The sequence below is a fragment of the Corynebacterium pseudodiphtheriticum genome (genome assembly GCF_023509295.1).
GTDB classification, from domain to species: domain Bacteria; phylum Actinomycetota; class Actinomycetes; order Mycobacteriales; family Mycobacteriaceae; genus Corynebacterium; species Corynebacterium pseudodiphtheriticum.
Genome location: NZ_CP091864.1, coordinates 1,243,437 through 1,265,668, shown reverse-complemented (window position 1 = coordinate 1,265,668; position 22,232 = coordinate 1,243,437). Strand labels below are relative to the sequence as shown.

Here is a 22,232-nt window from a genome sequence, read left to right as displayed (position 1 = left end):
ACGTGAGTGGCACAAGTGGCTAATTCACGTCAATTGACCGCGTCTCGGCTCTATAGATCTCGGCTCTATAATTCCTAGTCGGGAGGCAACTGATACAGTTGCCGAAGATAAGAACCATAAACCCACATTGAATCGGAGGAATCCACGTGGCCCTTCCAAAGTTGACTGATGAGCAGCGTAAAGAAGCCCTGGCAAAGGCTGCTGAGGCACGTAAAGCACGCGCTGAGCTCAAAGCCGAACTGAAGCGTGGCGGAACCAATCTAAAAGAAGTTCTGGACAAGGCTGAAACCGATGAGATCATCGGCAAGACCAAGGTTGCGGCTTTGCTGGAAGCTTTGCCTAAGGTTGGCAAGGTCAAGGCACGCGAAATCATGGAGGACCTGGAGATTGCTCAGACTCGTCGCCTTCGCGGCTTGGGTGAGCGCCAGCGTCGTGCATTGCTGGACCGTTTCGGATACTCCGAAAACTAAAGCTGATGACCGGCGTGATACCACGGGGCCGTTTGGTCGTGTTAGCTGGGCCGACGGCCGTTGGGAAATCGACGGTCGTGAAACAACTGCGCACTACCGTCCCAGATCTCTATTTTTCAGTTTCTATGACCACCAGGGCACCGCGTCCTGGAGAGGCTGATGGAGTCGACTATTATTTCGTTAGCCCCGAGCGTTTCCAGGAGACCATTGACAGTGGGAAAATGCTTGAATGGGCAGAGGTACACTCCGGCTTGCAGCGTTCAGGTACACCTGCTCAGCCAGTAACCGAGGCCTTGGAACAAGGCCGCCCTGTGCTTGTAGAGGTGGACCTGGAAGGTGCAAGAAATGTGAAGGCAAAGATGCCGGAAGCAACCACGATATTTTTGGCGCCACCATCTTGGGAGGTGCTGTGCGAGCGCTTGAGCAATCGGGGTACCGAACCAGACGATGTTGTCCGTCGTCGTTTAGACACAGCTCGTATAGAGTTGGATGCACAGGGCGAATTCGATCACGTTGTGGTTAACGATGATCTAAAACAGGCCGTAGAGTCCATTGCTGAATTCTTGCGCAGTTAGCTCTTGTTTCAACTCGACGGCTAATATATTTTCATACACTCAACGCGAAAAGGGGTTGGTCTCGTAGTGGCTACTGAGTCCACGAAATCTGACAGCGTCTTCGACACACCCGAAGGCATCACTGATCCACCGATCGACGAACTACTGAATAAAGTCTCGTCGAAGTATGCTCTGGTGATCTTTGCTGCGAAGCGCGCACGCCAGATTAATAGTTATTACCAGGAGCAAGACGAGGGCGTATTCGAATTCGTCGGTCCGCTGGTCACCCCAGAGCCAGGCGAAAAACCTCTCTCTTTGTCTTTGCGTGAAATCGAAGAAGGCTTGTTAGATCACGAAGAAGCTCGCTAATTCGCTCCGCTGCAATGAATAACTTTTAGTATTGCGCAGGCTTCGACGCTTAGCTGGTATCGAGTCTCTGCTTCAGTGCTTATTCTATAACCCACTGTTCCCGAGAACGGGGCGGTGGGTTTTCTGTGTGCAACGCCCCTCTGAATTCAAGCCCTCTGAATTCAAGCTGTTCGCGCTCGTAATAGGGAGCTCTGACGTTAGCACAAGTTGTGGGTCGTGTGAGAAACCTGACAAGAACTATAAAGTACGCTAGGATTCCACTGTTTGAGAACCCTGGTTCTGATGAGTTGTTGAATGGAGTGATGAATGCTCGAACTGCTGTTTCCCAGCATATTGCATATTGTGGTGTTTAGTCTCGGACTTAGTTTGGCCTTTTGGAAGCTGAATTCTGAATTGAAAAACGCCCAGCACCCCGCCGAGCAGAACGGGGAGGTTGAGAAATAGTGGATACGTTTACGATCACTGTAGTCCTCTCGTTTATCGGGTTTTTGGTAGTCGGAATTTGGGTTAGTCGGGGAATTAACAATAAAAACGACTACTTTGTTGCGGGTCGCAATGTCGGCGTTTTGTTCATCGTCGGTACGCTCGTGGCTTCCTTTCTGTCGACGGTGGCGCTCATGGGTGAGGCCGGTATGGCCTACGACGGTTTCCCTTGGCCAATCCTATTGCTCGGTGTCATGTCCAAAATGGGCTACCTGGCCGGGGTCGTACTGTTTGGTCGTTATCTCCGCGATTCTGATGCATTGACCATCCCGGAATTTTTTGGCAAGCGGTTTAATTCGTCTCGGTTGCGGGCTCTAGCCGGGGCTTCAGTGTTAGTGGGCATGGGGCTCTATCTGGTTACCGTTACTCGTGGCCTAGCGGTCGTTATCGAAGCAATTCTGGGGATCGATGGTTTTTGGGCGGTGTTCATAACCTGGGTGGCATTTACGATTTTTACGGTGTTGTCTGGATCCAAGGGCGTAATTATTACCGATACGATGATGTTCTTTTTCTTTATCATCGGAGGCGTGCTGGGGTCGGTAGCGATTTTCCGGGAGGCCGGTGGTGTAAAAGAAACCTTCAACAAACTGGCAGCTGACCCTACGCTGCGCGAGGGCTTGCTGTGGCATGGTCAGGTTGAAGGACCAGGTGAGCGTCTGAACTCGATAGGGGAAGCCCTCATCTATATATTCACCTTTGGTCTGGTGTGGGCCTTTGTCACGGCTGTGAGCCCGTGGCAGGCTTCGCGTTACATGATGGCAAAATCCAGTCACACTGCTATACGGGCGGGTATTGTTACCCTGCTGATAATCCCATCTTTCTATCTTTTCGTCATGTTCGCGGCGTATGCCGTGAATTTGATTAACCCGGACATTGAACCGAACTCCCAGGTATTCATTTGGGCTGCCTACAACATCATGCCTACTGCAATTGGTGTTATTCTTGTCACGGGTATCGTCGCTGCTGGTTTATCTTCAGCATCGACGTTCTTGTCGTTAGTCGGCTTCAGTGCAGCACACGACGTGGGGCCGATGTTCCGCCGTGGTGAAGGCCTCGATGGTGGAGATACAAAGACTGATAATGTGCGTAGTGCTCGTTGGGCAATGTTGATCGTGGGGGCCATCGCGTTGCTGTTGGCCTATATTGCCACCCCGAGCGTGCTCGATATTGGTTATATGGCTGCATCGTTTTTTGCTGCTTCCTGGGGAATTGTGGCCTTCGCCTCTACACAGTCAAAGCGGATTTCCGAAACTGGCGCTTTTTGGGGAATGTTGTTGGGTGGCGTGATTACCTTGATCCTGGAGAGCATCAAGACCTTCGGTGGTGTGGACTGGCCGATGGCATTCCACCCGGTGTTGTTCGGACTTGCGGCAAGTTTGATCGCGGTCATCGTTGGATCAATGCTGCGACCAGTCGAGAAAAACTCGTGGCAGTACATTTCGGAGTTAAAGCAGCGCGTAGAGTCGGACGTGACTGTCGCGGAAGTCAAGGTGACTAATCGATACATTTACGTAGCGATCGGCTTTATTGCCATTTTGTTTAGCGCGGTAGGATTTTTCTATGTCCCTATTATGAGCTAGCCCAACCAGCAGGAGGCCAACGTACGATGCCTGGAGATCAAAGCCAGCCACGCAACCTCGTCATCGGGGTATGTGGTGGGATTGCTGCTTATAAGTCTTGTCAGTTGATTCGAGACTTCACCGAAGCAGGTGACCAGGTTCGTGTTATTCCCACCGAATCTGCCTTGCGGTTTGTGGGTAGCGCGACCTTTGAGGCGTTGTCCGGTAACCCTGTTTCTACCACGGTGTTCTCTGAAGTTGATGAAGTCGCCCATGTCCGGCTAGGTCAGGAAGCGGATGGCATTGTTATTGCTCCCGCTACCGCAGATTTTTTGGCTCGTGTGGCTCATGGGCGTGCTGATGATTTATTGGCGGCTACCGTGTTGGTGGCGGCTTGTCCAGTGATTATTGCACCGGCTATGCACACAGAAATGTGGGAGAATCCGGCCACGCAAGCTAACGTTGCAACGCTGCGTGAACGGGGGATCGTCGTGGTAAATCCTGCCACCGGTCGTCTTACTGGCAAAGACTCCGGGCCGGGACGATTGCCGGAACCTAGCCATATCGCTGATATTGCGCGAACTGTTTTTTCCGGTGCCAGCATGAAACAGACGCTTGCGGGAGTTAACGTACTTATTAGTGCCGGTGGAACGCAAGAAATTATTGACCCGGTTCGTTTTATCGGTAACCGCTCTTCTGGAAAACAAGGCTTTGCCTTGGCAGAAATTGCAGTACAGCGGGGGGCTACGGTCACTGTGGTCGCTGCGAATAGTGCCGCCTTGCCAGCTCCTCCCGGGGCCACCGTTATCCCGGTGGAAACAACCCGAGAACTGCAGCAGGAGCTGCACAATCAGGCACCGGAGGCTGACGTAATCATCATGGCTGCAGCGGTGTCGGATTTTCGCCCGGCGAATCCAGCAGAATTCAAAATGAAGAAATCGAATGAAACGGACAGTCCCAGTCTGAACAGAATTGAGATGACGGAAAATCCGGACGTGTTAGCTAGCCTGGTTAAAGCGCGGGCAGATCGCACGTTGGCTCCAGAGACTATCATCATGGGTTTTGCTGCTGAAACGGGCGACGATACGCAATCGATTCTGACATATGCCCAAGAAAAGCTCGAACGTAAGGGCTGCGACATGCTGATGTGTAATGAAGTCGGCGTTGGCAAAGTTTTCGGGCAATCCACTAACCAGGGTTACCTTCTGGATAAGGACGGCGGGATTAGTGAGATCGCTGCGGCGACGAAGCATATGGTGGCTGCCCAGATTTTGGATAAATTGGCATTGCGCCTGTAGACAGCTTTGTCTATAGTAATCTATACTAAGTGGTATTCAGGCGTGGTTTTCTTAAGCAGTTTTCTGCGCCACACACGCTGTTTTAGACAGCATGAATTAGCAATGTACGTCGTTTTCTCTGCTCATTAAGGATTTTTTGTGGCTGCACCAGTTCGCGCAAGCGCCTCGGGCTTGCGTCTGTTTACTTCAGAATCTGTGACAGAAGGTCACCCCGACAAGATTTGCGATGCAATATCGGACAGCATATTGGACGCTCTCCTGGCTAAGGATCAACATGCACGTGTGGCAGTGGAAACACTAGTGACTACCGGGCAAGTTCATGTCGCTGGTGAAGTGCGTACTAAGAGTTACGTAGAAATCCCGCAACTAGTTCGGAAAACCCTTGTCGATATTGGGTTTACCAGTTCAGATGTTGGTTTTGATGGTCGTACTTGTGGCGTGAATATTGCCATTGGCGAGCAGTCTCAGGAAATTGGGGATGGAGTCGATCGCTCGCACGAAGCGCGTTCGGGATCGCAGCTTGACGACGATGATCTCGCTGGTGCCGGTGACCAAGGGCTCATGTTCGGCTATGCAACGAATGAGACTGCAGAGTTTATGCCGTTGCCAATCGCACTCGCGCACCGGTTGTCTCGTCGACTCACGGAGGTGCGGAAGCAAGGAATTGTTCCGCACTTGCGCCCGGACGGTAAAACTCAGGCGACGTTTGCGTATTCCGGTGATCGTCCATCGCACATTGACACTATCGTGATTTCTACGCAACATGATCCGGAAGTTACGCAGGAATGGTTGGAAGAGCAGCTCCGCACGCACGTCATTGAATACGTTATTGCTGAAGCTGGTCTGCAGAATTTCTATACCGACGATGTTACGCTGCTTATTAATCCCTCCGGTTCCTTCATCCTGGGCGGTCCTATGGGCGATGCAGGCCTGACCGGACGCAAGATTATCGTTGACACTTATGGTGGCATGGCGCGTCACGGTGGAGGAGCCTTTTCCGGGAAAGATCCGTCGAAGGTAGATCGTTCCGCAGCCTACGCGATGCGTTGGGTCGCTAAAAATATTGTGGCTGCGGGGCTGGCTGACCGTGCAGAAGTACAGGTCGCATATGCTATCGGGCGAGCGAATCCTGTGGGACTCTATGTCGAAACCTTTGGCACTGCGCACCATGGGTTGGACGATGAATCAATTCAAGCTGCCGTCGCGAAGACTTTTGACCTTCGCCCTGCGGTTATTATTCGTGAGTTAGATCTATTGCGTCCGATTTACCGTCCTACCGCTGCCTACGGCCATTTCGGTCGCACAGATTTGAATCTGCCATGGGAACAGACGAACCGTGTTGAGCAATTACGGGCTGCCGCGGGGGTATCCTAGCTCTTCATGGAGAGTTTATGGAGCTAGCTCATCCGGTTGCGCATGTGTTGCCTCTTTTGGGGTTAGCACATCTGGACCGTGGGTTTGATTACTTAGTCGCAGACAAAGACGACAAAGTGGCCCAGGCAGGTACTCGTGTGCGCATTCGATTTCACGGCCGACTCGTCGACGGGATTGTGTTGGAACGTCGTGCGCACTCAGAGCATTTAGGGCGATTGCGTTATCTAGAGCGGGTTTATTCCGAGCACGTTGTCTATCCTCAGCAGACCGCACGGCTTGTGGAATCCCTGGCGCAGCGCTATGGCGGCACCCGTGCGGACCTCATCAGAACCGCGATACCTCCGCGTCATGCCCAAGCGGAATCCTCCGATTTTGTTACTGCCTGGGACAAACTCGGCGAAGCTATTGAGCCGGACCTTTCTGGATGGTCGAATTATCGGCACGGGCAGTCTTTTGTTGATTCAGTACTTGCTCGCCGTTCCGCACGTGCTGCATGGCAGATCACACCAGGCGATGACTGGGCAGGCATCGTGGCATCGTTGTTAGCGAAAGTAGCCATTGATGGGGGCGGAGCACTGGCTGTGGTGCCTGATCAAAGGGATCTTGACCGCGTGGAAACTGCCCTTCGCGAGCATTTGGGTCCGAAGCAAATCACGGTGCTTAACGCTCAGTTGGGGGCGCAGGCACGCTACCGTAGATTTTTATCCGTCTTACATGGACAAGCACGGGTGGTAATTGGTACGCGCAGCGCGGCGTATGCTCCACTGAAAAATCTAAGTTTAGCTGTCATTATCGATGATGGAGACGAAAACCTCATCGAACAGCGTGCTCCTTATGCTCACGCTCGGGAAGTGCTGACCACGCGTGCTGGGCTGGAGGGCTGCTCGTTGCTCATCGGCGGGCTTGCCCGCACCGCGGAGACACAGCTATTGGTGGAAGCCGGCTGGATGCACGGTTTGCTTGCTTCACGCGATCGAGTACGCGAATCGTCCCCACTGATACGAGCGGCAGCCGATACGGATTTCGAACTGGAAAAAGACCCGGTAGCCGCGCAGGCTCGCGTACCAGGGCTCGCGTTTGATGCAGCTCGTCGGGCGCTTTCTGCAGGAAAGCCAGTCTTGGTGCAAGTTCCACGGAAGGGCTATATCCCGACGCTGTCTTGCGCACAGTGCCGACATCCAGCGCGATGTCGTATCTGTAATGGGCCGATAGGATTACCCGGGCAGGACCCTGCGGCTGCTGCGGCAGCATCCGCGACGAGCGCGATACAGCCACAACCACAGTCACAGCCACGAGTCGCGACATCAACCGAATCACGAGCGGAAGTGCCCACATGTCGATGGTGTGGAGCGATGCACTCATCGTTTCGGTGCGGCGAATGTGGCTCACAACGTCTCCGGGCAGTGGTACTTGGTACACAACGCACCGCGGAAGAATTGGGGAGAGCGTTTCCGTCCACACGTGTTATTACCTCTGGTGGTTCTCGGGTATTGGATTCGGTTCCAGATTCACCCGCGTTGGTGGTTGCGACCCCAGGTGCGGAACCCCCGGTGGATGGTGGCCATTACGGGGCCGCGTTGTTACTGGATACTTGGGCTTTGCTTGGCAGGCAGGATTTACGTGCCGCGGAAGATACCCTGGCGACGTGGATGCGCGCTGCCGCTTTGGTGGAAAGTCGTGCTTCAGGTGGCATGGTCATCGTTGTGGCTGAAGCTAGCTTGCCGTCCGTGCAGTATTTGATTCGTTGGGACCCCGTAGGAGCCGCAACTGCTGAATTGGCAGGGCGTAGGGAGACCAAATTTCCCCCCGCCGTGCATATGGCTGCTATTGATGGCGCGGATGCGAGCCTGGACATGTTTCTTGACTTAGTTGAGCTTCCAACGCACGCGGAGGTACTGGGCCCAGTTGACTTGCCTTATTCCACCAGTTTGCCTGGGGACTATGATGAACAGCGCTTTGGCCCGCCACAGAGAATTTTGGTGCGGACCCCGTTGGGGCCCCGGGCGGAACTAGGCGTGGCGTTGCGCACCGCTGCGGTGGCTCGTAGTTTGCGGAGAGACGAGCTTCCTTTACGGATTCAGGTCGATCCGCCCCATATTGGTTAAACCAGAATCGGTTAGTCTGAATAGTTATGGACCATTAAAGGAGTAGGAAGAACAATGCGGATTGTGTTTGCTGGTACACCGGAGCCGGCTGTTGTGGCTTTGGAAGCACTCTTGGAATCTGAGCACGAGGTCGTCGGTGTGCTTACCCGTCCAGATGCACGGAAAGGGCGCGGTCGTAGTTTGGCGCCGTCGCCGGTTGCAGCTTTGGCTCGGGAACGTGGGATTGAGGTGCTTACTCCCGAGACTTTGCGCGCTGACAGCGAGGATGGTTCTCAGGTTCGCGCCTGGTTGCAGGAATTAGCTCCGGAGGCAATCGCGGTGGTGGCCTACGGTAAATTGATTAGTACGGATTTGTTGAACGTTGCCCGGCATGGCTGGATTAATCTGCATTTTTCTCTACTTCCACAGTGGCGCGGAGCTGCTCCGGTGCAAGCTGCGATTGCGCATGGTGATGACATTACTGGTGCCAGCACATTCCGGATCGAAGAAGGACTTGATACCGGGGACGTATTTGGCACGGTGACAGAGGTTATTCGTGACGACGATACAGCGGATGATCTGTTGACGCGTCTGGCTTATTCCGGCGCGGATTTGTTGGTTGCTACCATGGATGGGCTTGCCGACGAACGCTTAGAGGCGCAGCCGCAATCTGGTGAGACCACCTACGCCCCGAAAATTTCTGCTGAGCAGGCACACATCGATTGGTCACAACCAGATTTTGCGATCGATCGGCACATTCGGGCTTATACACCCGGTCCTGGCGCGTGGACGATGCTCGGTGAGCAACGTTTAAAGATTGCACCGGTGACGCTGGTGACAGCGGGTAGTGACGCTGCGGCCCTGTTTGCGAAGAAATCTTTGTCTGCTGGCGAATTGTATGTTGCGAAAAACGATGTGTTTGTTGGCACCGCTACTACACCAGTGCGCTTGGGAATGGTCCAAGCACCAGGAAAGAAGAGAATGGATGCCGCAGCTTGGGCGCGCGGAAATCAACCGGAAGGAATTTTGTCATGAGTGCAGAAGCTGGCGGATTTCGATCGCGGTCGCGCTCCGGCGAATCCCCGCGTTTAGCGGACAAAGCAGGCAACCAGACTGGGAAAAAGACGGATGCTCGAGGAGCTAAGTCGCAACAGCATGACAAGCGGCGTCCACACAGCTACAAGCCGCAGAAGCGACAGAAGCGAGTACGCCGCGAGACAGCGGGCGTCGACAAGCCTCGCCTGCTTGCCTTTGCGGTTTTGAATCGGGTTAGCGACGATGATGCCTATGCGAATTTGATTCTGCCGAAATGTTTGCGGGAAGAGCGTGTTAAAGGGCGTGATGCTGCGTTTGCAACAGAAATCACCTATGGCTGCCTCCGGTCGCTTGGCGTTCTCGATACTGTGATTGACGCGTGCTCGTCACGCGAGTTGGACTCGCTCGCCACGCCGGTCCTGAATGCCCTTCGCTTGGGAACTTACCAATTGTTGTTTACGCGCGTTGATGATCATGCTGCTGTGGATACCTCAGTGCGACTAGTCGAATCGGCTGAGCATGGTAAGGCTAAAGGTTTTGTTAACGGCATTTTGCGCACGGTCGGCCGAACCCCCCGAGAGCAATGGATCGCACAGCTGCGACCAGAAGGTGAACTCGCTGGTTTGGCATTTGAACATGCGCATCCTGAGTGGATTGCACGGTCGTTCAATGAGGCGTTGTTGGCGGAAAACCAAGATGCCAGCTTAGGTGTGGAAAGCCCGCATTCTGACGGGATTCATCCAGAACTTGCCGCGGCGCTTGCGGCCGATTCAGAGCGCCCATTGGTGCATTTGGTCGCGCGTCCAGGAGAGATTAGTGCTGAAGAACTCGCGTTGATGATTGGGGGAGAAACCGGCAGGTATAGCCCATATGCGGTGTACTTGGAGTCTGGTGGCAACCCGGGGGCATTGGAACCAGTGCAGCAGTCAATGGCGGCAGTGCAAGATGAAGGTTCGCAGTTGATTGCGCGTGCGGTCGTGGAAGCCGAGGTGCTGGGAGAAGACTCTGGGCGTTGGCTCGACCTTTGTGCTGGGCCTGGTGGAAAAGCTGCTCTGTTAGGTGCTTTAGCCGCGATCGATGGTGCTTCGATCGACGCGGTGGAAGTCTCGTCTCACCGTGCGGAATTGATTCGCTCAACGGTAGCTGATTTGCCGGTCACAGTGCACGTGGCTGACGGTAGAAGTCCGGGGTTAGCAGCTGGTTTTGACCGGGTGCTTGTCGACGCCCCATGCTCAGGGCTGGGAGCGTTACGTCGACGTCCGGAAGCACGCTGGAAAAAAGACGATAGCGATATTCTGGATTTGAATACACTGCAAGTGGAGTTATTACGCTCAGCGCTGCAGTTGGTGCGACCAGGTGGCGTGGTGGTTTATTCCACGTGCTCGCCAGACCTGCGTGAAACGCGGTCAATCGTTGACACAATTTTGGGGGATACTGACGGCCCGGCGGTAGAAGAGTTATCGGCGTTGGCAACTCTTCCGGACATTCCAGGAATCGGCACTGGGAATTTCATCTCGGCACAGATGTGGCCACATAGGCACGGCACTGACGCTATGTTTTTTGCTGTGCTCCGCCGGAGGATTAGCTAAACCAGTGGACTAGACGTTAACCAGTGGACTAGACGTTAGCCCGAATCACCGTAGAATGGCCAGTATGTCTGTTCGTGATTCAGCAAATTCCTCTCCGGGAGTCTCGCCCCTTGATGTATCGTCTTCTATTTCTGGCCCATTAATCAAGCGGCGTGCCTTGATCGCGCCGTCTATTTTGGCCGCGGATTTTTCCAGTCTTGGCGATCAAGTCCGTAGCGTTGACAACGCTGACTGGATTCACGTGGACATCATGGACGGACACTTTGTCCCAAACTTGTCGTTTGGTCCGGATGTGACCGCAACCGTCGATAAGATCACTGAGCAGTATTTAGATGTGCATTTGATGATCGAAAATCCGGAGCACTGGGTCGATACCTATATTGCTGCCGGTGCTGATTGCATCATCTTCCATGTAGAAGCGACTGATGACCATGTTGCTTTAGCCAAAAAGATCCGGGAAAAAGGCGTTCGTGCTGGCTTCTCGCTGAAACCGGCTACTCCGATCGAGCCGTATCTTGAGGATCTTGAACATTTCGACTTGGCTTTGGTAATGAGTGTCGAGCCCGGATTTGGTGGACAATCGTTCATGCCTGACCAATTAGACAAAGTTCGCGCACTGCGCCAGGCCATTGATGAGCGGGATCTTGATTGTCTCATCGAGATTGACGGCGGAATTTCAGAACATACAATCGAGAAATCCGCTGAAGCTGGTTGTGATGCCTTCGTTGCAGGCTCCGCGGTCTTCAAGAAAACAGATCCGGCAGCAGCGGTGAATCATCTTCGCGCGTTAGCGACTGGGGCGACACAACACTAAATGACTTCTGAATTTTCTGCGAGCGCCTTAGACGCTCGTATTCTCAACGCTGCGCTCTCGGCAGCTCACCGAGCAGCCCTGGAGGTCCGTGGTAGCACGAGCCCGAATCCGCCCGTAGGGGCAGTAATTCTGACTGAAAACGGAGATATTTGTGGAGTCGGCGCCACTGAACCGCCAGGTGGGCGACATGCAGAAATTGTTGCGTTGGACCAGGCGGGTAGGTCTTCGAAGGGTGCGCATGTAGTGGTCACCCTCGAACCGTGTAACCATCAAGGCAGGACCGGCCCGTGCTCGCAAGCTCTCATCGATGCAGGTGTGGCTTCAGTGCATTATTTACATGCTGACCCCAACGTGATTGCAGCCGGTGGTGCAGAAAAACTACGCGCGGCGGGAATTGCGGTTCATCATCTTGGGGCCTCTGGTCTTTTGCAGTGGGATTCCACCGCGATTTTAGGCGACGAGCTGGAGCCATGGCTGCAGGCTACAGCCATGGGGCGAGTGCACGTCACGGCAAAGTTCGCACAATCGGTCGATGGGTTTAGTGCTGCATCTGACGGATCAAGCAAGTGGATCACTGGTTCTAAGGCAAGAGAGAGGGTGCATCTCGATCGCAGTAAACGTGATGCGATCATTATTGGTACGGGGACAGCGTTAGCCGATAATCCGTCGTTGACCGCTCGCTATATCTCCGAAACCGGAGAAACCTTGCCGTATAAGCAGCAGCCACGTCGTGTGGTAATCGGCAAGTCAGATTTGTCCGCATGCAGTAATTTGCAGCGTCTCGGCTTTACACAATACCCCGATATTCCTACTGCTCTGACCGCCTTATGGGAACAGGGCTGTCGAGATGTGCTAGTCGAGGGCGGTCCGAAACTCCTGAGTTCATTTGTCGGGAGTGGTTACGTCGATGCAGTGCAAGCATATGTGGCACCGTTATTGCTAGGAGACGGGCGCAGTGTGCTTGCTTCTGCTGTTGGTGCGAATCTGGTAGATGGTATGCGTTTAGAGATCAATCGTGTGGAAAGACTTGGCAATGATGTGTTGTTGACCATGGTGCCGGGAGCGCAGTAGATAAGCTACGGAGAAAGGCAATAAATGTTTAGTGGATTGGTAGAAAACACTGGTGAGGTCGTAACGGTCGACAACGTCGGGGATGCGGTTCGTATGAGCATCCAAGGTGGGAGAATCACGCACGATGCCAGCCTGGGGGATTCCATAGCAGTCAACGGCGTCTGCTTGACGGTTGCGGAATTGGATGTTGAATCCGGAGTTTTTGGCGCTGATGTCATGCAGGAATCACTAAATCGTTCAGTGCTGGGCGACTTGCGCCCTGGCAGCATGGTGAACCTCGAGCGTGCGCTCCGTGCCGACGCGCGACTTGGTGGTCACATCATGCAAGGGCATGTTGATGGTACAGCGCGACTGGTTTCTCGCACTCCCTCAGAGAACTGGGAAGTTTTGCGCTTCGAATTACCAGAGCAACTGGCAAAATACGTCGTAGAAAAAGGGTCTATTGCTATCAGCGGTGTGTCTTTGACTGTGTCTGCCATATCTGAGACTCCTAGACCATCAGCTGCGGCCACGGCCGCGACATCGACTGTGCCCTCTGGTCCAGAATTTGAAGCGATTTCCAGAACGACTCCTACCCCTAATGCTGACAGTGGCGACTGGTTTGAAGTCTCCTTGATCCCTACGACATTGTCCGAAACCACCTTAGGCACCTTGGCAGTGGGCGAGAGGGTTAATCTAGAGGTCGACATCATCGGCAAATACGTCGAAAAGCTGTTGGCCGCGGGAACACCGACCGGTTATAGCTTTCCGTCAGACACACACTAAAGTGGAGACATATGAGCATCGAGGTCACCCAGGATGGCAAAGCAATCAAGCTTGATAGCGTCGAACGTGCAATAGCCGATATTCGGGCAGGCAAAGCTGTTGTGGTCGTAGATGATGAAGACCGCGAAAACGAAGGCGATCTAATTTTTGCCGCAGAAAAAGCTACTCCAGAATTAGTGGCTTTTATGGTCCGGTACACCTCTGGCTATATCTGCGCGCCGATGCTTCCAGAGGACCTCAATCGCCTAGGCTTGCCGCCTATGGCGGCGGTTAACGAGGACGTGCGCGGTACGGCTTATACCGTGACTGTTGATTTCAATGACGGCACCACTGGTATTTCTGCGGCTAGTCGTGCTAAGACCTTGCGCGCATTGGCGTCCACGGATGCGCATCGGGAGCAGTTCACCCGCCCGGGCCACGTCGTACCCCTGAGCGCTCGCCCTCATGGTGTGTTGGAACGCAACGGACATACCGAAGCTTCTGTTGATTTGGCACGCTTGGCAGGTTTGCGCCCGGCCGGTGTGATCTGTGAAATTGTGTCGGAAAAAGACCCGACCGATATGGCACGTCTTCCGGAACTACGGGAATTTGCTGATACCCATGACCTGGCTTTGATCTCAATAGAGCAAATGATTCAGTGGCGACGTCGTAATGAAATGCAGGTGGTCCGTGAGGTAGTAACCAGCTTGCCGACGGATGCTGGACCGATGACTGCGCTCGGGTATCGCCACCAGGTGGATGGGACAGAGCATGTGGCACTGATCGCGGGCTCGGTGGACGAGTTGCACAATGCCACAGACGTCCCAGTACGCGTGCATTCGGAATGTCTCACTGGTGATATTTTCCACTCGCGCCGCTGTGACTGTGGACAGCAGCTGGATCAGGCGGTTGACTATATCCAAAGAGCTGGTAGCGGCGTAGTGATCTATATTCGCGGACATGAGGGCCGGGGCATCGGGCTACTCGCCAAGCTTAAAGCTTATCGTCTGCAGGAAAGTGGTGCTGATACCGTAGATGCGAATTTGGAACAAGGGCTGCCTGCGGACGCACGCGAATTTTCCGTGGCTGGTCAGATCTTGGCTGATTTGGGAATCGCGAGCGCTAATTTGTTGACCAATAACCCGTTCAAGGCCGAAGCCTTGGAAGGGTTTGGCGTCGAAGTATCTAAACGCACTGCACTGCTTACCGAAGCGAACGAAGATAACATCGCGTACCTACGGACGAAACGTGACCGCATGGGGCATGACTTGCCAACGGTTGCGGACTGGGATGTGCAACGTCCACAATAATCCGCGGCAAATTTGCGTCATCATATATCTATTTACAGCAAGGAGCTGACATGGCACACGGTGGAGCACCGCAGATCCCCCTAGGCAGCGCTAAAGGGGTGCGAGTATGCGTAGTGAGCACTCGCTGGAACGAGGAAGTCTGTGAGCAGATGCGCTCCCGGGCGCTAGCCGTGGCTGCTGAAGCAGGGGCCACGGTTTCGGAAGCACGTGTCATGGGTGCGATTGAGCTGCCAGTTGTTGTCCAGCAAGCGGCGCGGCAATTCGACGCGGTGGTTGCTTTGGGTTGCGTGATTCGGGGCGGAACCCCGCACTTTGATTATGTCTGTGATTCTGTGACCCAGGGGTTAACCCGGGTGAGTCTGGATGAATCGACCCCGGTTGCCAACGGGGTGTTGACCGTGAATTCCCAAGAGCAGGCACGTGCCAGAGCTGGGTTTTCGGATTCGATTGAGGATAAGGGTGGTGAGGCCATGGCTGCAGCGCTTGACACATTGGCTACCCTTCGTGAGCTGCGCGCCACTGCGCACCACCGTGAGACAGACGTTTGCGAGGAACAAGCATGACGTCCCAATCTCATGAGACGAATTCCCACCAACAGTTTGACAAAGAGCAGCAGCTCGACGAAAAAAAATTAGCAGCGTATACCGCGCTGGATCCATTTTCGGTGACGAGCAATAAGCCGTGGGAGTTAACCATTACTTCTCGTAAACTGCGCGTCTACGCTATGCTCTTGATTCCGATCATCATGGTTGTTCACATTTTCATGGCTTGGCAACTTAGCCTCGAATTTACTGGAGCATCGGTCACTGGCGTCGATTTCATCGCATTTCCCGGCGTCGGCATGATTATTTCTGTTTTAGTTTGGCTCGCGCTTTCGCGTCCTCGCGTGCGGGTCAATAGTGATGGCGTAGAAGTCCGTAATATTATCGGAACTCGGTTTTATTATTGGCAACTCATTTACGGACTATCCGTTCCTGAAGGCGCTCGTATGGCACGTCTCGAACTTCCTGAATTCGAGTATATGCCGTTGTGGGCGATTCAAGTTTCCGATGGTGCGGACACCATCCAGGCGGTAAGAAAATTCCGCGAGCTTGAAGCCCAATACATGCCCGAAGAATAGCGAAATATTTCTTAGCGATGAGTGATCCAGCAACGTACCGACCGGCGCCCGGAACTATCCCCACGGAACCCGGCGTCTACAAATTTCGTGATGAGAATCGTCGAGTAGTTTACGTCGGTAAGGCGAAGAACCTCCGGGCACGTTTATCGAATTATTTCCAGGACATCACGCAACTGCACCCACGGACGCGGCAAATGGTGCAGACCGCAGATTCTGTGGAATGGACAGTCGTCGCTAGCGAAGTCGAAGCACTTCAGCTGGAGTACACCTGGATCAAGAGATTCGACCCCCGATTTAATGTCATGTACCGCGATGACAAGACATATCCGATGCTCGCGGTGTCAGTGGGAGAACAGGTTCCTCGGGTGTTTTTCTACCGGGGGCCAAGAAAACGTGGAGTCCGGTATTTCGGTCCATACGCGCATGCTTGGGCGGTGCGCGAAACCATGGATTTGTTGTTGCGAGTTTTCCCAATGCGTAGCTGTTCATCCGGTGTATATCGCCGACACGAACGGTTGGGCAGGCCATGCTTGCTAGGTTATATCGGCAAATGCGATGCGCCGTGTATTGGACGGGTCAGTGCCGATGAACATCGCGAAACCGTGAACGGGTTGGTTGGTTTCATGCGTGGACGTACCAACGACGTCGTTAAGCGTCTGACTGCAGACATGGAAAAAGCGTCAGAGGAACTCGAATTTGAGAAAGCAGCACGCTTGCGTGATGACCTAGGGGCGATCGATAAGCTGATGGAGCAGCAGACGGTGGTGCTCGGGGATGGTACGGCAGCAGACCTTATCGCTTTCGCGGATGATGAATTGGAAGCTGCAGTGCAGATTTTCCATGTGCGCGATGGACGTATCCGGGGTCAGCGCGGCTGGGTAGTAGAAAAATTGACGGAACTTCCAGAACTGATAGAAAATTTCTTGGTCCAGTTCTATTCCGATGCTGCTGAGCGTGAAGAAATGGAAGCAGCGGAAGACGCTAAACTCATTGACAGGCGCGGGGTAGATCAAGAATCCAGGCTAGAAATCCAAGAACACGACGAAGCAGCGCGGACTACCACGCGCGATGTGATTCCACGCCAGATCATGGTGCATACCGAACCACAAGATGTTAAGCAGGTATCGACAGTATTATCTGATCTACGTGGTGGGCCAGTGGAAGTTCGGGTACCACAACGAGGCGAGAAAAAAGCCCTCATGGACACCGTGCATCGGAATGCCCTAGATGCGCTGAAACAGCACAAGCTAAAACGCGTCGGTGATCTCACCGCGCGGTCGGCGGCCCTGCAAGATCTGCAGACTTCTCTGTTCTTGGATAGCGCCCCGCTACGTATTGAGTGCATTGACATTTCGCATATTCAGGGCACAGACGTGGTCGCGTCATTAGTCGTTTTTGAGGACGGTCTTCCACGCAAAGCAAGTTATCGTCGTTACCGAATAAAGGAAGCTGCAGGTGGTGGGCATTCAGATGACGTTGCTTCCATCGCTGAGGTCACGCGGCGACGGTTCAAGCGTCACCAGGATGATAAATTGCATGTGCCTGATGAAGAACTTGAAGCGAGCACGTTTGCAGACGAGGACGTCACAGAAGAATCCGCGGATGGGAATCGTTTTGCCTACCCACCGCAATTATTCGTCGTCGATGGTGGCTTACCGCAGGTTAATGCAGCACAGAAAGTTTTCGATGATCTTGGCGTTAACGATGTGGCATTGATTGGTTTGGCTAAACGGCTCGAAGAAATCTGGGTTCCCGGTGAAGAAGAGCCGATTATCCTTCCACGCGGAAGTGAAGCACTTTATTTGCTGCAGCACATTCGCGACGAAGCACATCGCTTTGCAATTAGCTATCACCGTCAGCAGCGTTCCAAGCGTATGCGCAGCTCAGCGTTAGACGCGGTACCTGGCTTGGGTCCAGCCCGGCGCGCAGACTTGGTGAAGCATTTTGGTTCGGTCAAAAAGCTAAAACAAGCCAGTGTGAAGGAAATTACTGAGGTGAAGGGGTTTGGTCCTGCGTTAGCAGAAAGTATTTATGCTGCGCTCCATAAGTAAGGAAGCGAATCGCACTGGTGTGATCCAGCGACTATGCTTTACAGCATGACCGCATTCGCCACGTCGCCAATTTTGCTTACCGGAATGTCTGGAGCAGGCCTGTCTACAGCTGCTCGTGTGCTGGAAGACAAAGGGTTCTATGTCGCTCATAATTTGCCACCGGAGCTTATGGTGCAGTTGTTCGATTTGTGTGCAGACGACAATTCACCGGTTGACAAAGTGGCAGTCGTAGCGGATGTTCGCTCGCGTATGTTCGGTGGCTCGATCTTGTCTGCTATGGATGAGCTAAAAAATCGGAATATGCCGGTCACAGTTTTGTTTATGGATGCCCGTGACGATGTTTTGATTCGGCGTTTTGATTCGGTGCGCAGAACCCACCCGTTGCAAGAAAAAGATACCTTACAAGTCGGTATCGAGCGAGAACGGGCAGCAATTTCTGCACTCAAAGAACGAGCTGACGTCATCATCGATTCTTCAAATCTGTCTGTGCATGATTTACGTCGCGCAATGGAAGCCAGTTTCGGTTCCAGCGGTCTGGATAAACAGCATGTCACTGTTGAGTCGTTTGGGTTCAAACATGGGGCACCACGGGATGCGGATTTGGTACTCGATGTGCGATTTTTGCCTAACCCGTATTGGGTTCCGGAATTGCGAGAATACCGCGGCACCGATGGGCCAGTAGCCGACTATGTCTTGGCTAGCCCGGCTGCTCATAGTTTTATCGCGAATTTCGAGAAGATGCTTGATTCCATGCTTGATGGTTATCGGCACGAAGGTAAAAATTTCATCACGGTGGCAATAGGTTGTACTGGTGGTCATCATCGATCAGTTGCCATTTCGGAGGAGCTTGCTCGGAGGCTGCGGATCCGTGATGAATTGGAGGTTACTATCATGCATCGTGATTTTGAGCGCTCCTAGCTGCCTTAGGGGTAGAAGACAGAATTGTTGCTAGAGACCCTAGGTACTGCTCCTTAGTACCCGCACTCCGTATATGTAATACAACCTACGAAGGAATAATACTGCACTATGGCTGCAGAGTCAGAACAGTCCGAACAGCCCGAATCAACCACATCGAACGCGGAGTCTTCGCGTGTCTTAGAAGCCCAGCAAGGTCAGAAACGGCCAGGCCCCTTACATATTGCCTCATTAGGGGGCGGCCATGGGCTGTTTCAAACGCTGAAAGCTGCGCGACGGCTTGCTCCAGAGGATATTTCGGCAATCGTCACTGTCGCTGATGACGGTGGTAGTTCTGGGCGATTGCGTAAGGAATTCGATATGATTCCGCCTGGTGACCTCCGTATGGCGCTAGTCGCCTTGTCAGTGCGCGATGATGCGGAAGGTAAGTTTTGGGAGCAGACCCTGCAACATCGGTTTGGTGGTAGTGGCGCGCTGGCTGGTCATGCCTTAGGCAATTTATTGATTACCGGTTTGAAAGAAATTCTTGGTCAAGAACAGGCCGCTCTCGATGCGGTCATGCGACTCACCGGTGCTCAGGGCCGGGTACTGCCGGTGTGTACAGAGCCGTTGGATATTCAAGCGGACGTGTCTGGTCTAGATGACGACCCAAGGGTAATGCGTTCAGTTCGTGGTCAGGTAGCTGTCGCATCGACACCAGGGCAGGTACGGCGAGTCAGCGTTATTCCAGAAAACCCTGAAATTAACCCCGCAGCACTCGAGGCTATCCGTGGAGCTGATCTGGTCACGCTAGGCCCCGGCTCATGGTTTTCTAGTGTGATCCCGCACCTTGTGCTTCCACAGGTAGTGCGTGCAATTAATGAGTCCGATGCTTTAAGAATCTTGGTGCTCAACCTCAATGGTGAGCCTGGCGAAACGCAGGGATTTTCTTATGAGCGTCATATCCACGTCTTAGCGCAACATGCGCCGGGCTTGCATGTCGACGTAGTCATTTGTGATTCGGCATCGGTAACCTCGGAATCTGAGCGCGAGTATTTGCAGAAAGCAGCGCGTATTCTGCAGGCCTCGATGGTTTTTGCTGATGTTCGAGAAATCGACGAGGCTGGCAGAGCAAGTTCCCGACATGATGAACTGAAACTGGCCCAGGTTCTGAGCGATGTTTACGTTAGGCACACCCATGACCAGGAGCCGGCCGAAATTGAACCAACCGAAGAGAAACAGGGGTGACGCGATGGGACTGACAGAACAGGTCCAAGAAGAACTCACCAGGGTGGTTCCGACGAAACAATCTGCTCGAAGCGCGGAAGTCGCCGCTATCCTACGCCTTGCCTCCACCATGGAAGTTGTAGGTGACGCACTCACCTTTGAAGTAGAACTCAATTCACGGGCGGTTGCGGAACGCTTGGCTAAAGATATAGAAGAGTTGTTTAATATCGTGATTCGTCCCACTCCGACGGGCCTAGCAGGTACACACAAGACTCCTCGGTACCAGTTGCGGATTAGCCGGAATGCAAAAACCATTGCGCGGCGACTCGGTTTGGTCACGAAATCCGGGCACCCCGTGGTTGGGTTACCACCGCAGGTGATTTCCGGGACTATCGCTGATAATGAAGCGGCTTGGCGTGGGGCTTTTTTGGCGCAAGGATTGTTGACCGAACCTGGTCGTTCTTCTTCGCTGGAAGTTGCTTGTCCGTGCCAAGAGGCCGCGCTGGCGTTGGTAGGTTGTGCGCGCAGGCTTGGTATATCCGCAAAGACGAAGGAATCACGTGGGACTGATCGCGTGGTTATCCGCGATGGGGAAGCAATTGGCGCATTGTTGACACGCATGGGGGCGCAAATGACGCGTTTGGAGTGGGACGAAAAGCGCTTGCGTCGGGAAGCGCGTGCCTCACAAAACCGTTTAGCTAATTTCGATGATGCTAATTTGCGTCGCTCTGCACGTGCGGCAGTTACTGCAGCTGCCCGGGTACACCGCGCAATGGAAATTTTGGGAGATGACGTGCCCGAGCACTTGGCTGAGGCAGGTAATCTGCGAGTGAAATACAGGCAGGCTTCCTTAGAAGAACTCGGTCGCCTCGGGGATCCGCAAATGACGAAAGATGCGGTAGCCGGACGTATCCGTAGATTGCTGTCAATGGCTGATAAACGCGCAGAAGAACTTGGGATTCCGGATACCTCAGAAGGCATTGACGAAGACCTCTTCGACGATGATTTGGGAGGCGCTGAGCACTTCACCGGCGAGGGAGATAGTTCAGAGCCGACGAAGTCCTAAAATACCGGGTAAAATATAAGCATGACTCGCGTAGCAATTAACGGCTTTGGCCGCATTGGGCGCAGCTTTCTGCGCGCCGTCCTAGAATCACCGGGCGATATTGAGATCGTTGCCATTAATGACGTGGCAGAACCAGAAACCTTAGCTCATTTGTTGAAATTCGACACCGGGCTCGGGATTCTAGCGGCAGATGTCTCGATCGAGCCTCCTAGCAAAGAAGGCTCGGCTGCTAATGACACCCACTTGGCAGCAGAATTGCTGGTTGATGGACACCGTATCGCGTTAACTAACATCAAAGATCCCTCACAATTACTTTGGAAAACCTTCAATGTAGATATTGTCGTTGAAGCCACTGGTAAGTTCCGTTCTAATGAACAGGCTCATCCACATCTGGACTCAGGCGCGAAAAAGGTCATCTTGTCCGCACCGGGCAAAGACGTCGACGGCACATTCGTTTACGGCATCAACTCCGATAATTATGACCCTGCGCAGCAGGATGTCATTTCCGCGGCCTCGTGTACTACAAATTGCTTGGCGCCAATCGCACAAATCCTCAACCAAGAATTTGGGATCGCAAATGGTTTAATGACGACCATCCACGCTTACACCGGTGATCAGCAGCTTGTTGATGGGCCGCATAAAGATCTACGCCGGGCTCGCGCTGCTGCACAGAATATCGTTCCTACCTCTACCGGTGCAGCGAAAGCAGTTGGTTTGGTGATCCCGGAGCTTGCCGGAAAACTCGATGGGTATGCGCTACGAGTCCCAACTCTGACCGGATCTGCGATGGAATTGACGTTCCAAGCTGAGCGAACTGTCTCAGTGGAGGAGATTAACGCTGCCGTGCAGAAAGCGGCGGACGGTTACTTATCTGGAATCGTCCAATACTCTGATGATCCGTTGGTGTCCAGCGATATCGTGGGCAACGGCCACGGGGCGATTTTTGATGCCCCCTTAACCAAAGTGATTGGTGACAATCTAGTTAAGGTAGTGGCGTGGTACGACAACGAGTGGGGATACAGCAGCCAATTGCTGCGACTGTGCAAACACGTCGGCGCCCAACTCTAGCCTTGTTACAAGCATTTGCTTGTACACTCGCACACGAAAACCTGATCGCGTA

20 protein-coding genes are annotated in these 22,232 nt (G+C 53.4%); all 20 read left to right on the top strand.

The window, feature by feature from the left end:
- The first annotated feature begins 146 nt into the window (after positions 1 to 146).
- The 20 genes from mihF (at position 147) to gap (ending at position 22,180) form a co-directional block, all read left to right on the top strand.
- Positions 147 to 470: an integration host factor, actinobacterial type gene (gene mihF, locus L9H78_RS05635; protein ID WP_021352521.1), complete on the top strand. Its 324-nt coding sequence runs from the start codon at positions 147 to 149 to the stop codon at positions 468 to 470.
- 5 nt (positions 471 to 475) lie between these two features.
- Positions 476 to 1,045, top strand: coding sequence for a guanylate kinase (gene gmk, locus L9H78_RS05630; protein WP_249619512.1), 570 nt, complete (start codon positions 476 to 478; stop codon positions 1,043 to 1,045).
- Positions 1,046 to 1,111: 66 nt separating this feature from the next.
- On the top strand, positions 1,112 to 1,393 hold the full coding sequence (gene rpoZ, locus L9H78_RS05625; protein WP_023019425.1) for a DNA-directed RNA polymerase subunit omega: 282 nt from the start codon (positions 1,112 to 1,114) through the stop codon (positions 1,391 to 1,393).
- 443 nt (positions 1,394 to 1,836) lie between these two features.
- Positions 1,837 to 3,456, top strand: a complete 1,620-nt coding sequence (locus tag L9H78_RS05620) for a sodium:solute symporter family protein (protein WP_249619511.1) — start codon at positions 1,837 to 1,839, stop codon at positions 3,454 to 3,456.
- 26 nt (positions 3,457 to 3,482) lie between these two features.
- Positions 3,483 to 4,733: a bifunctional phosphopantothenoylcysteine decarboxylase/phosphopantothenate--cysteine ligase CoaBC gene (gene coaBC / locus L9H78_RS05615; RefSeq protein WP_249617201.1), complete on the top strand. Its 1,251-nt coding sequence runs from the start codon at positions 3,483 to 3,485 to the stop codon at positions 4,731 to 4,733.
- A gap of 138 nt (positions 4,734 to 4,871) precedes the next feature.
- Positions 4,872 to 6,107: a methionine adenosyltransferase gene (gene metK / locus L9H78_RS05610; protein ID WP_283775174.1), complete on the top strand. Its 1,236-nt coding sequence runs from the start codon at positions 4,872 to 4,874 to the stop codon at positions 6,105 to 6,107.
- A 17-nt stretch (positions 6,108 to 6,124) separates the two neighbouring features.
- Positions 6,125 to 8,212: a primosomal protein N' gene (locus L9H78_RS05605; protein ID WP_249619510.1), complete on the top strand. Its 2,088-nt coding sequence runs from the start codon at positions 6,125 to 6,127 to the stop codon at positions 8,210 to 8,212.
- 54 nt (positions 8,213 to 8,266) lie between these two features.
- A complete protein-coding gene (gene fmt, locus L9H78_RS05600; RefSeq protein WP_249619509.1) occupies positions 8,267 to 9,226 on the top strand; it encodes a methionyl-tRNA formyltransferase in 960 nt (319 codons plus the stop codon).
- The gene (locus L9H78_RS05595) at positions 9,223 to 10,815 is read left to right on the top strand and encodes an RsmB/NOP family class I SAM-dependent RNA methyltransferase (protein ID WP_249619508.1); all 1,593 of its coding nucleotides are present in this window, start codon (positions 9,223 to 9,225) and stop codon (positions 10,813 to 10,815) included. The genes fmt and L9H78_RS05595 overlap by 4 nt, the downstream gene beginning before the upstream one ends.
- A 64-nt stretch (positions 10,816 to 10,879) precedes the next feature.
- Positions 10,880 to 11,629 carry a ribulose-phosphate 3-epimerase gene (gene rpe / locus L9H78_RS05590; protein ID WP_249619507.1) on the top strand — a complete coding sequence of 250 codons (750 nt, stop codon included), beginning with the start codon at positions 10,880 to 10,882 and terminating at the stop codon, positions 11,627 to 11,629.
- The gene (ribD, locus tag L9H78_RS05585; RefSeq protein WP_249617196.1) at positions 11,630 to 12,700 is read left to right on the top strand and encodes a bifunctional diaminohydroxyphosphoribosylaminopyrimidine deaminase/5-amino-6-(5-phosphoribosylamino)uracil reductase RibD; all 1,071 of its coding nucleotides are present in this window, start codon (positions 11,630 to 11,632) and stop codon (positions 12,698 to 12,700) included.
- A gap of 24 nt (positions 12,701 to 12,724) precedes the next feature.
- A complete protein-coding gene (locus L9H78_RS05580; RefSeq protein WP_249619506.1) occupies positions 12,725 to 13,465 on the top strand; it encodes a riboflavin synthase in 741 nt (246 codons plus the stop codon).
- Positions 13,466 to 13,476: 11 nt separating this feature from the next.
- Complete coding sequence (locus tag L9H78_RS05575) at positions 13,477 to 14,754, top strand: bifunctional 3,4-dihydroxy-2-butanone-4-phosphate synthase/GTP cyclohydrolase II (protein ID WP_249619505.1); 1,278 nt, start codon at positions 13,477 to 13,479, stop codon at positions 14,752 to 14,754.
- A gap of 50 nt (positions 14,755 to 14,804) precedes the next feature.
- Positions 14,805 to 15,317, top strand: coding sequence for a 6,7-dimethyl-8-ribityllumazine synthase (ribH, locus tag L9H78_RS05570; protein ID WP_249619504.1), 513 nt, complete (start codon positions 14,805 to 14,807; stop codon positions 15,315 to 15,317).
- Positions 15,314 to 15,874 carry a PH domain-containing protein gene (locus L9H78_RS05565; protein ID WP_249619503.1) on the top strand — a complete coding sequence of 187 codons (561 nt, stop codon included), beginning with the start codon at positions 15,314 to 15,316 and terminating at the stop codon, positions 15,872 to 15,874. Before ribH ends, L9H78_RS05565 begins: the two co-directional genes overlap by 4 nt.
- 17 nt (positions 15,875 to 15,891) lie before the next feature.
- On the top strand, positions 15,892 to 17,925 hold the full coding sequence (uvrC, locus tag L9H78_RS05560) for an excinuclease ABC subunit UvrC (RefSeq protein WP_249619502.1): 2,034 nt from the start codon (positions 15,892 to 15,894) through the stop codon (positions 17,923 to 17,925).
- A 33-nt stretch (positions 17,926 to 17,958) separates the two neighbouring features.
- Positions 17,959 to 18,843 (top strand): RNase adapter RapZ, encoded by an 885-nt coding sequence (rapZ, locus tag L9H78_RS05555; protein ID WP_249617190.1) that lies wholly within the window; start codon positions 17,959 to 17,961, stop codon positions 18,841 to 18,843.
- Between the two features lie 108 nt (positions 18,844 to 18,951).
- Complete coding sequence (locus L9H78_RS05550; protein WP_430622726.1) at positions 18,952 to 20,067, top strand: gluconeogenesis factor YvcK family protein; 1,116 nt, start codon at positions 18,952 to 18,954, stop codon at positions 20,065 to 20,067.
- 4 nt (positions 20,068 to 20,071) lie between these two features.
- Positions 20,072 to 21,112 carry a DNA-binding protein WhiA gene (whiA, locus tag L9H78_RS05545; protein ID WP_249619501.1) on the top strand — a complete coding sequence of 347 codons (1,041 nt, stop codon included), beginning with the start codon at positions 20,072 to 20,074 and terminating at the stop codon, positions 21,110 to 21,112.
- Between the two features lie 21 nt (positions 21,113 to 21,133).
- Positions 21,134 to 22,180: a type I glyceraldehyde-3-phosphate dehydrogenase gene (gene gap / locus L9H78_RS05540; RefSeq protein WP_249619500.1), complete on the top strand. Its 1,047-nt coding sequence runs from the start codon at positions 21,134 to 21,136 to the stop codon at positions 22,178 to 22,180.
- The last annotated feature ends 52 nt before the right edge of the window (positions 22,181 to 22,232 follow it).

What these genes read in the sequence shown, in the direction of transcription:
- gmk (WP_249619512.1), top strand. Translation starts at nt 476, where the DNA reads ATGACCGGCGTGATACCACGGGGCCGTTTGGTCGTGTTAGCTGGGCCG.
- coaBC (WP_249617201.1), top strand. Translation starts at nt 3,483, where the DNA reads ATGCCTGGAGATCAAAGCCAGCCACGCAACCTCGTCATCGGGGTATGT.
- L9H78_RS05605 (WP_249619510.1), top strand. Translation starts at nt 6,125, where the DNA reads ATGGAGCTAGCTCATCCGGTTGCGCATGTGTTGCCTCTTTTGGGGTTA.
- fmt (WP_249619509.1), top strand. Translation starts at nt 8,267, where the DNA reads ATGCGGATTGTGTTTGCTGGTACACCGGAGCCGGCTGTTGTGGCTTTG.
- L9H78_RS05595 (WP_249619508.1), top strand. Translation starts at nt 9,223, where the DNA reads ATGAGTGCAGAAGCTGGCGGATTTCGATCGCGGTCGCGCTCCGGCGAA.
- rpe (WP_249619507.1), top strand. Translation starts at nt 10,880, where the DNA reads ATGTCTGTTCGTGATTCAGCAAATTCCTCTCCGGGAGTCTCGCCCCTT.
- ribD (WP_249617196.1), top strand. Translation starts at nt 11,630, where the DNA reads ATGACTTCTGAATTTTCTGCGAGCGCCTTAGACGCTCGTATTCTCAAC.
- L9H78_RS05580 (WP_249619506.1), top strand. Translation starts at nt 12,725, where the DNA reads ATGTTTAGTGGATTGGTAGAAAACACTGGTGAGGTCGTAACGGTCGAC.
- L9H78_RS05575 (WP_249619505.1), top strand. Translation starts at nt 13,477, where the DNA reads ATGAGCATCGAGGTCACCCAGGATGGCAAAGCAATCAAGCTTGATAGC.
- ribH (WP_249619504.1), top strand. Translation starts at nt 14,805, where the DNA reads ATGGCACACGGTGGAGCACCGCAGATCCCCCTAGGCAGCGCTAAAGGG.
- L9H78_RS05565 (WP_249619503.1), top strand. Translation starts at nt 15,314, where the DNA reads ATGACGTCCCAATCTCATGAGACGAATTCCCACCAACAGTTTGACAAA.
- uvrC (WP_249619502.1), top strand. Translation starts at nt 15,892, where the DNA reads ATGAGTGATCCAGCAACGTACCGACCGGCGCCCGGAACTATCCCCACG.
- rapZ (WP_249617190.1), top strand. Translation starts at nt 17,959, where the DNA reads ATGCTTTACAGCATGACCGCATTCGCCACGTCGCCAATTTTGCTTACC.
- L9H78_RS05550 (WP_430622726.1), top strand. Translation starts at nt 18,952, where the DNA reads ATGGCTGCAGAGTCAGAACAGTCCGAACAGCCCGAATCAACCACATCG.
- whiA (WP_249619501.1), top strand. Translation starts at nt 20,072, where the DNA reads ATGGGACTGACAGAACAGGTCCAAGAAGAACTCACCAGGGTGGTTCCG.
- gap (WP_249619500.1), top strand. Translation starts at nt 21,134, where the DNA reads ATGACTCGCGTAGCAATTAACGGCTTTGGCCGCATTGGGCGCAGCTTT.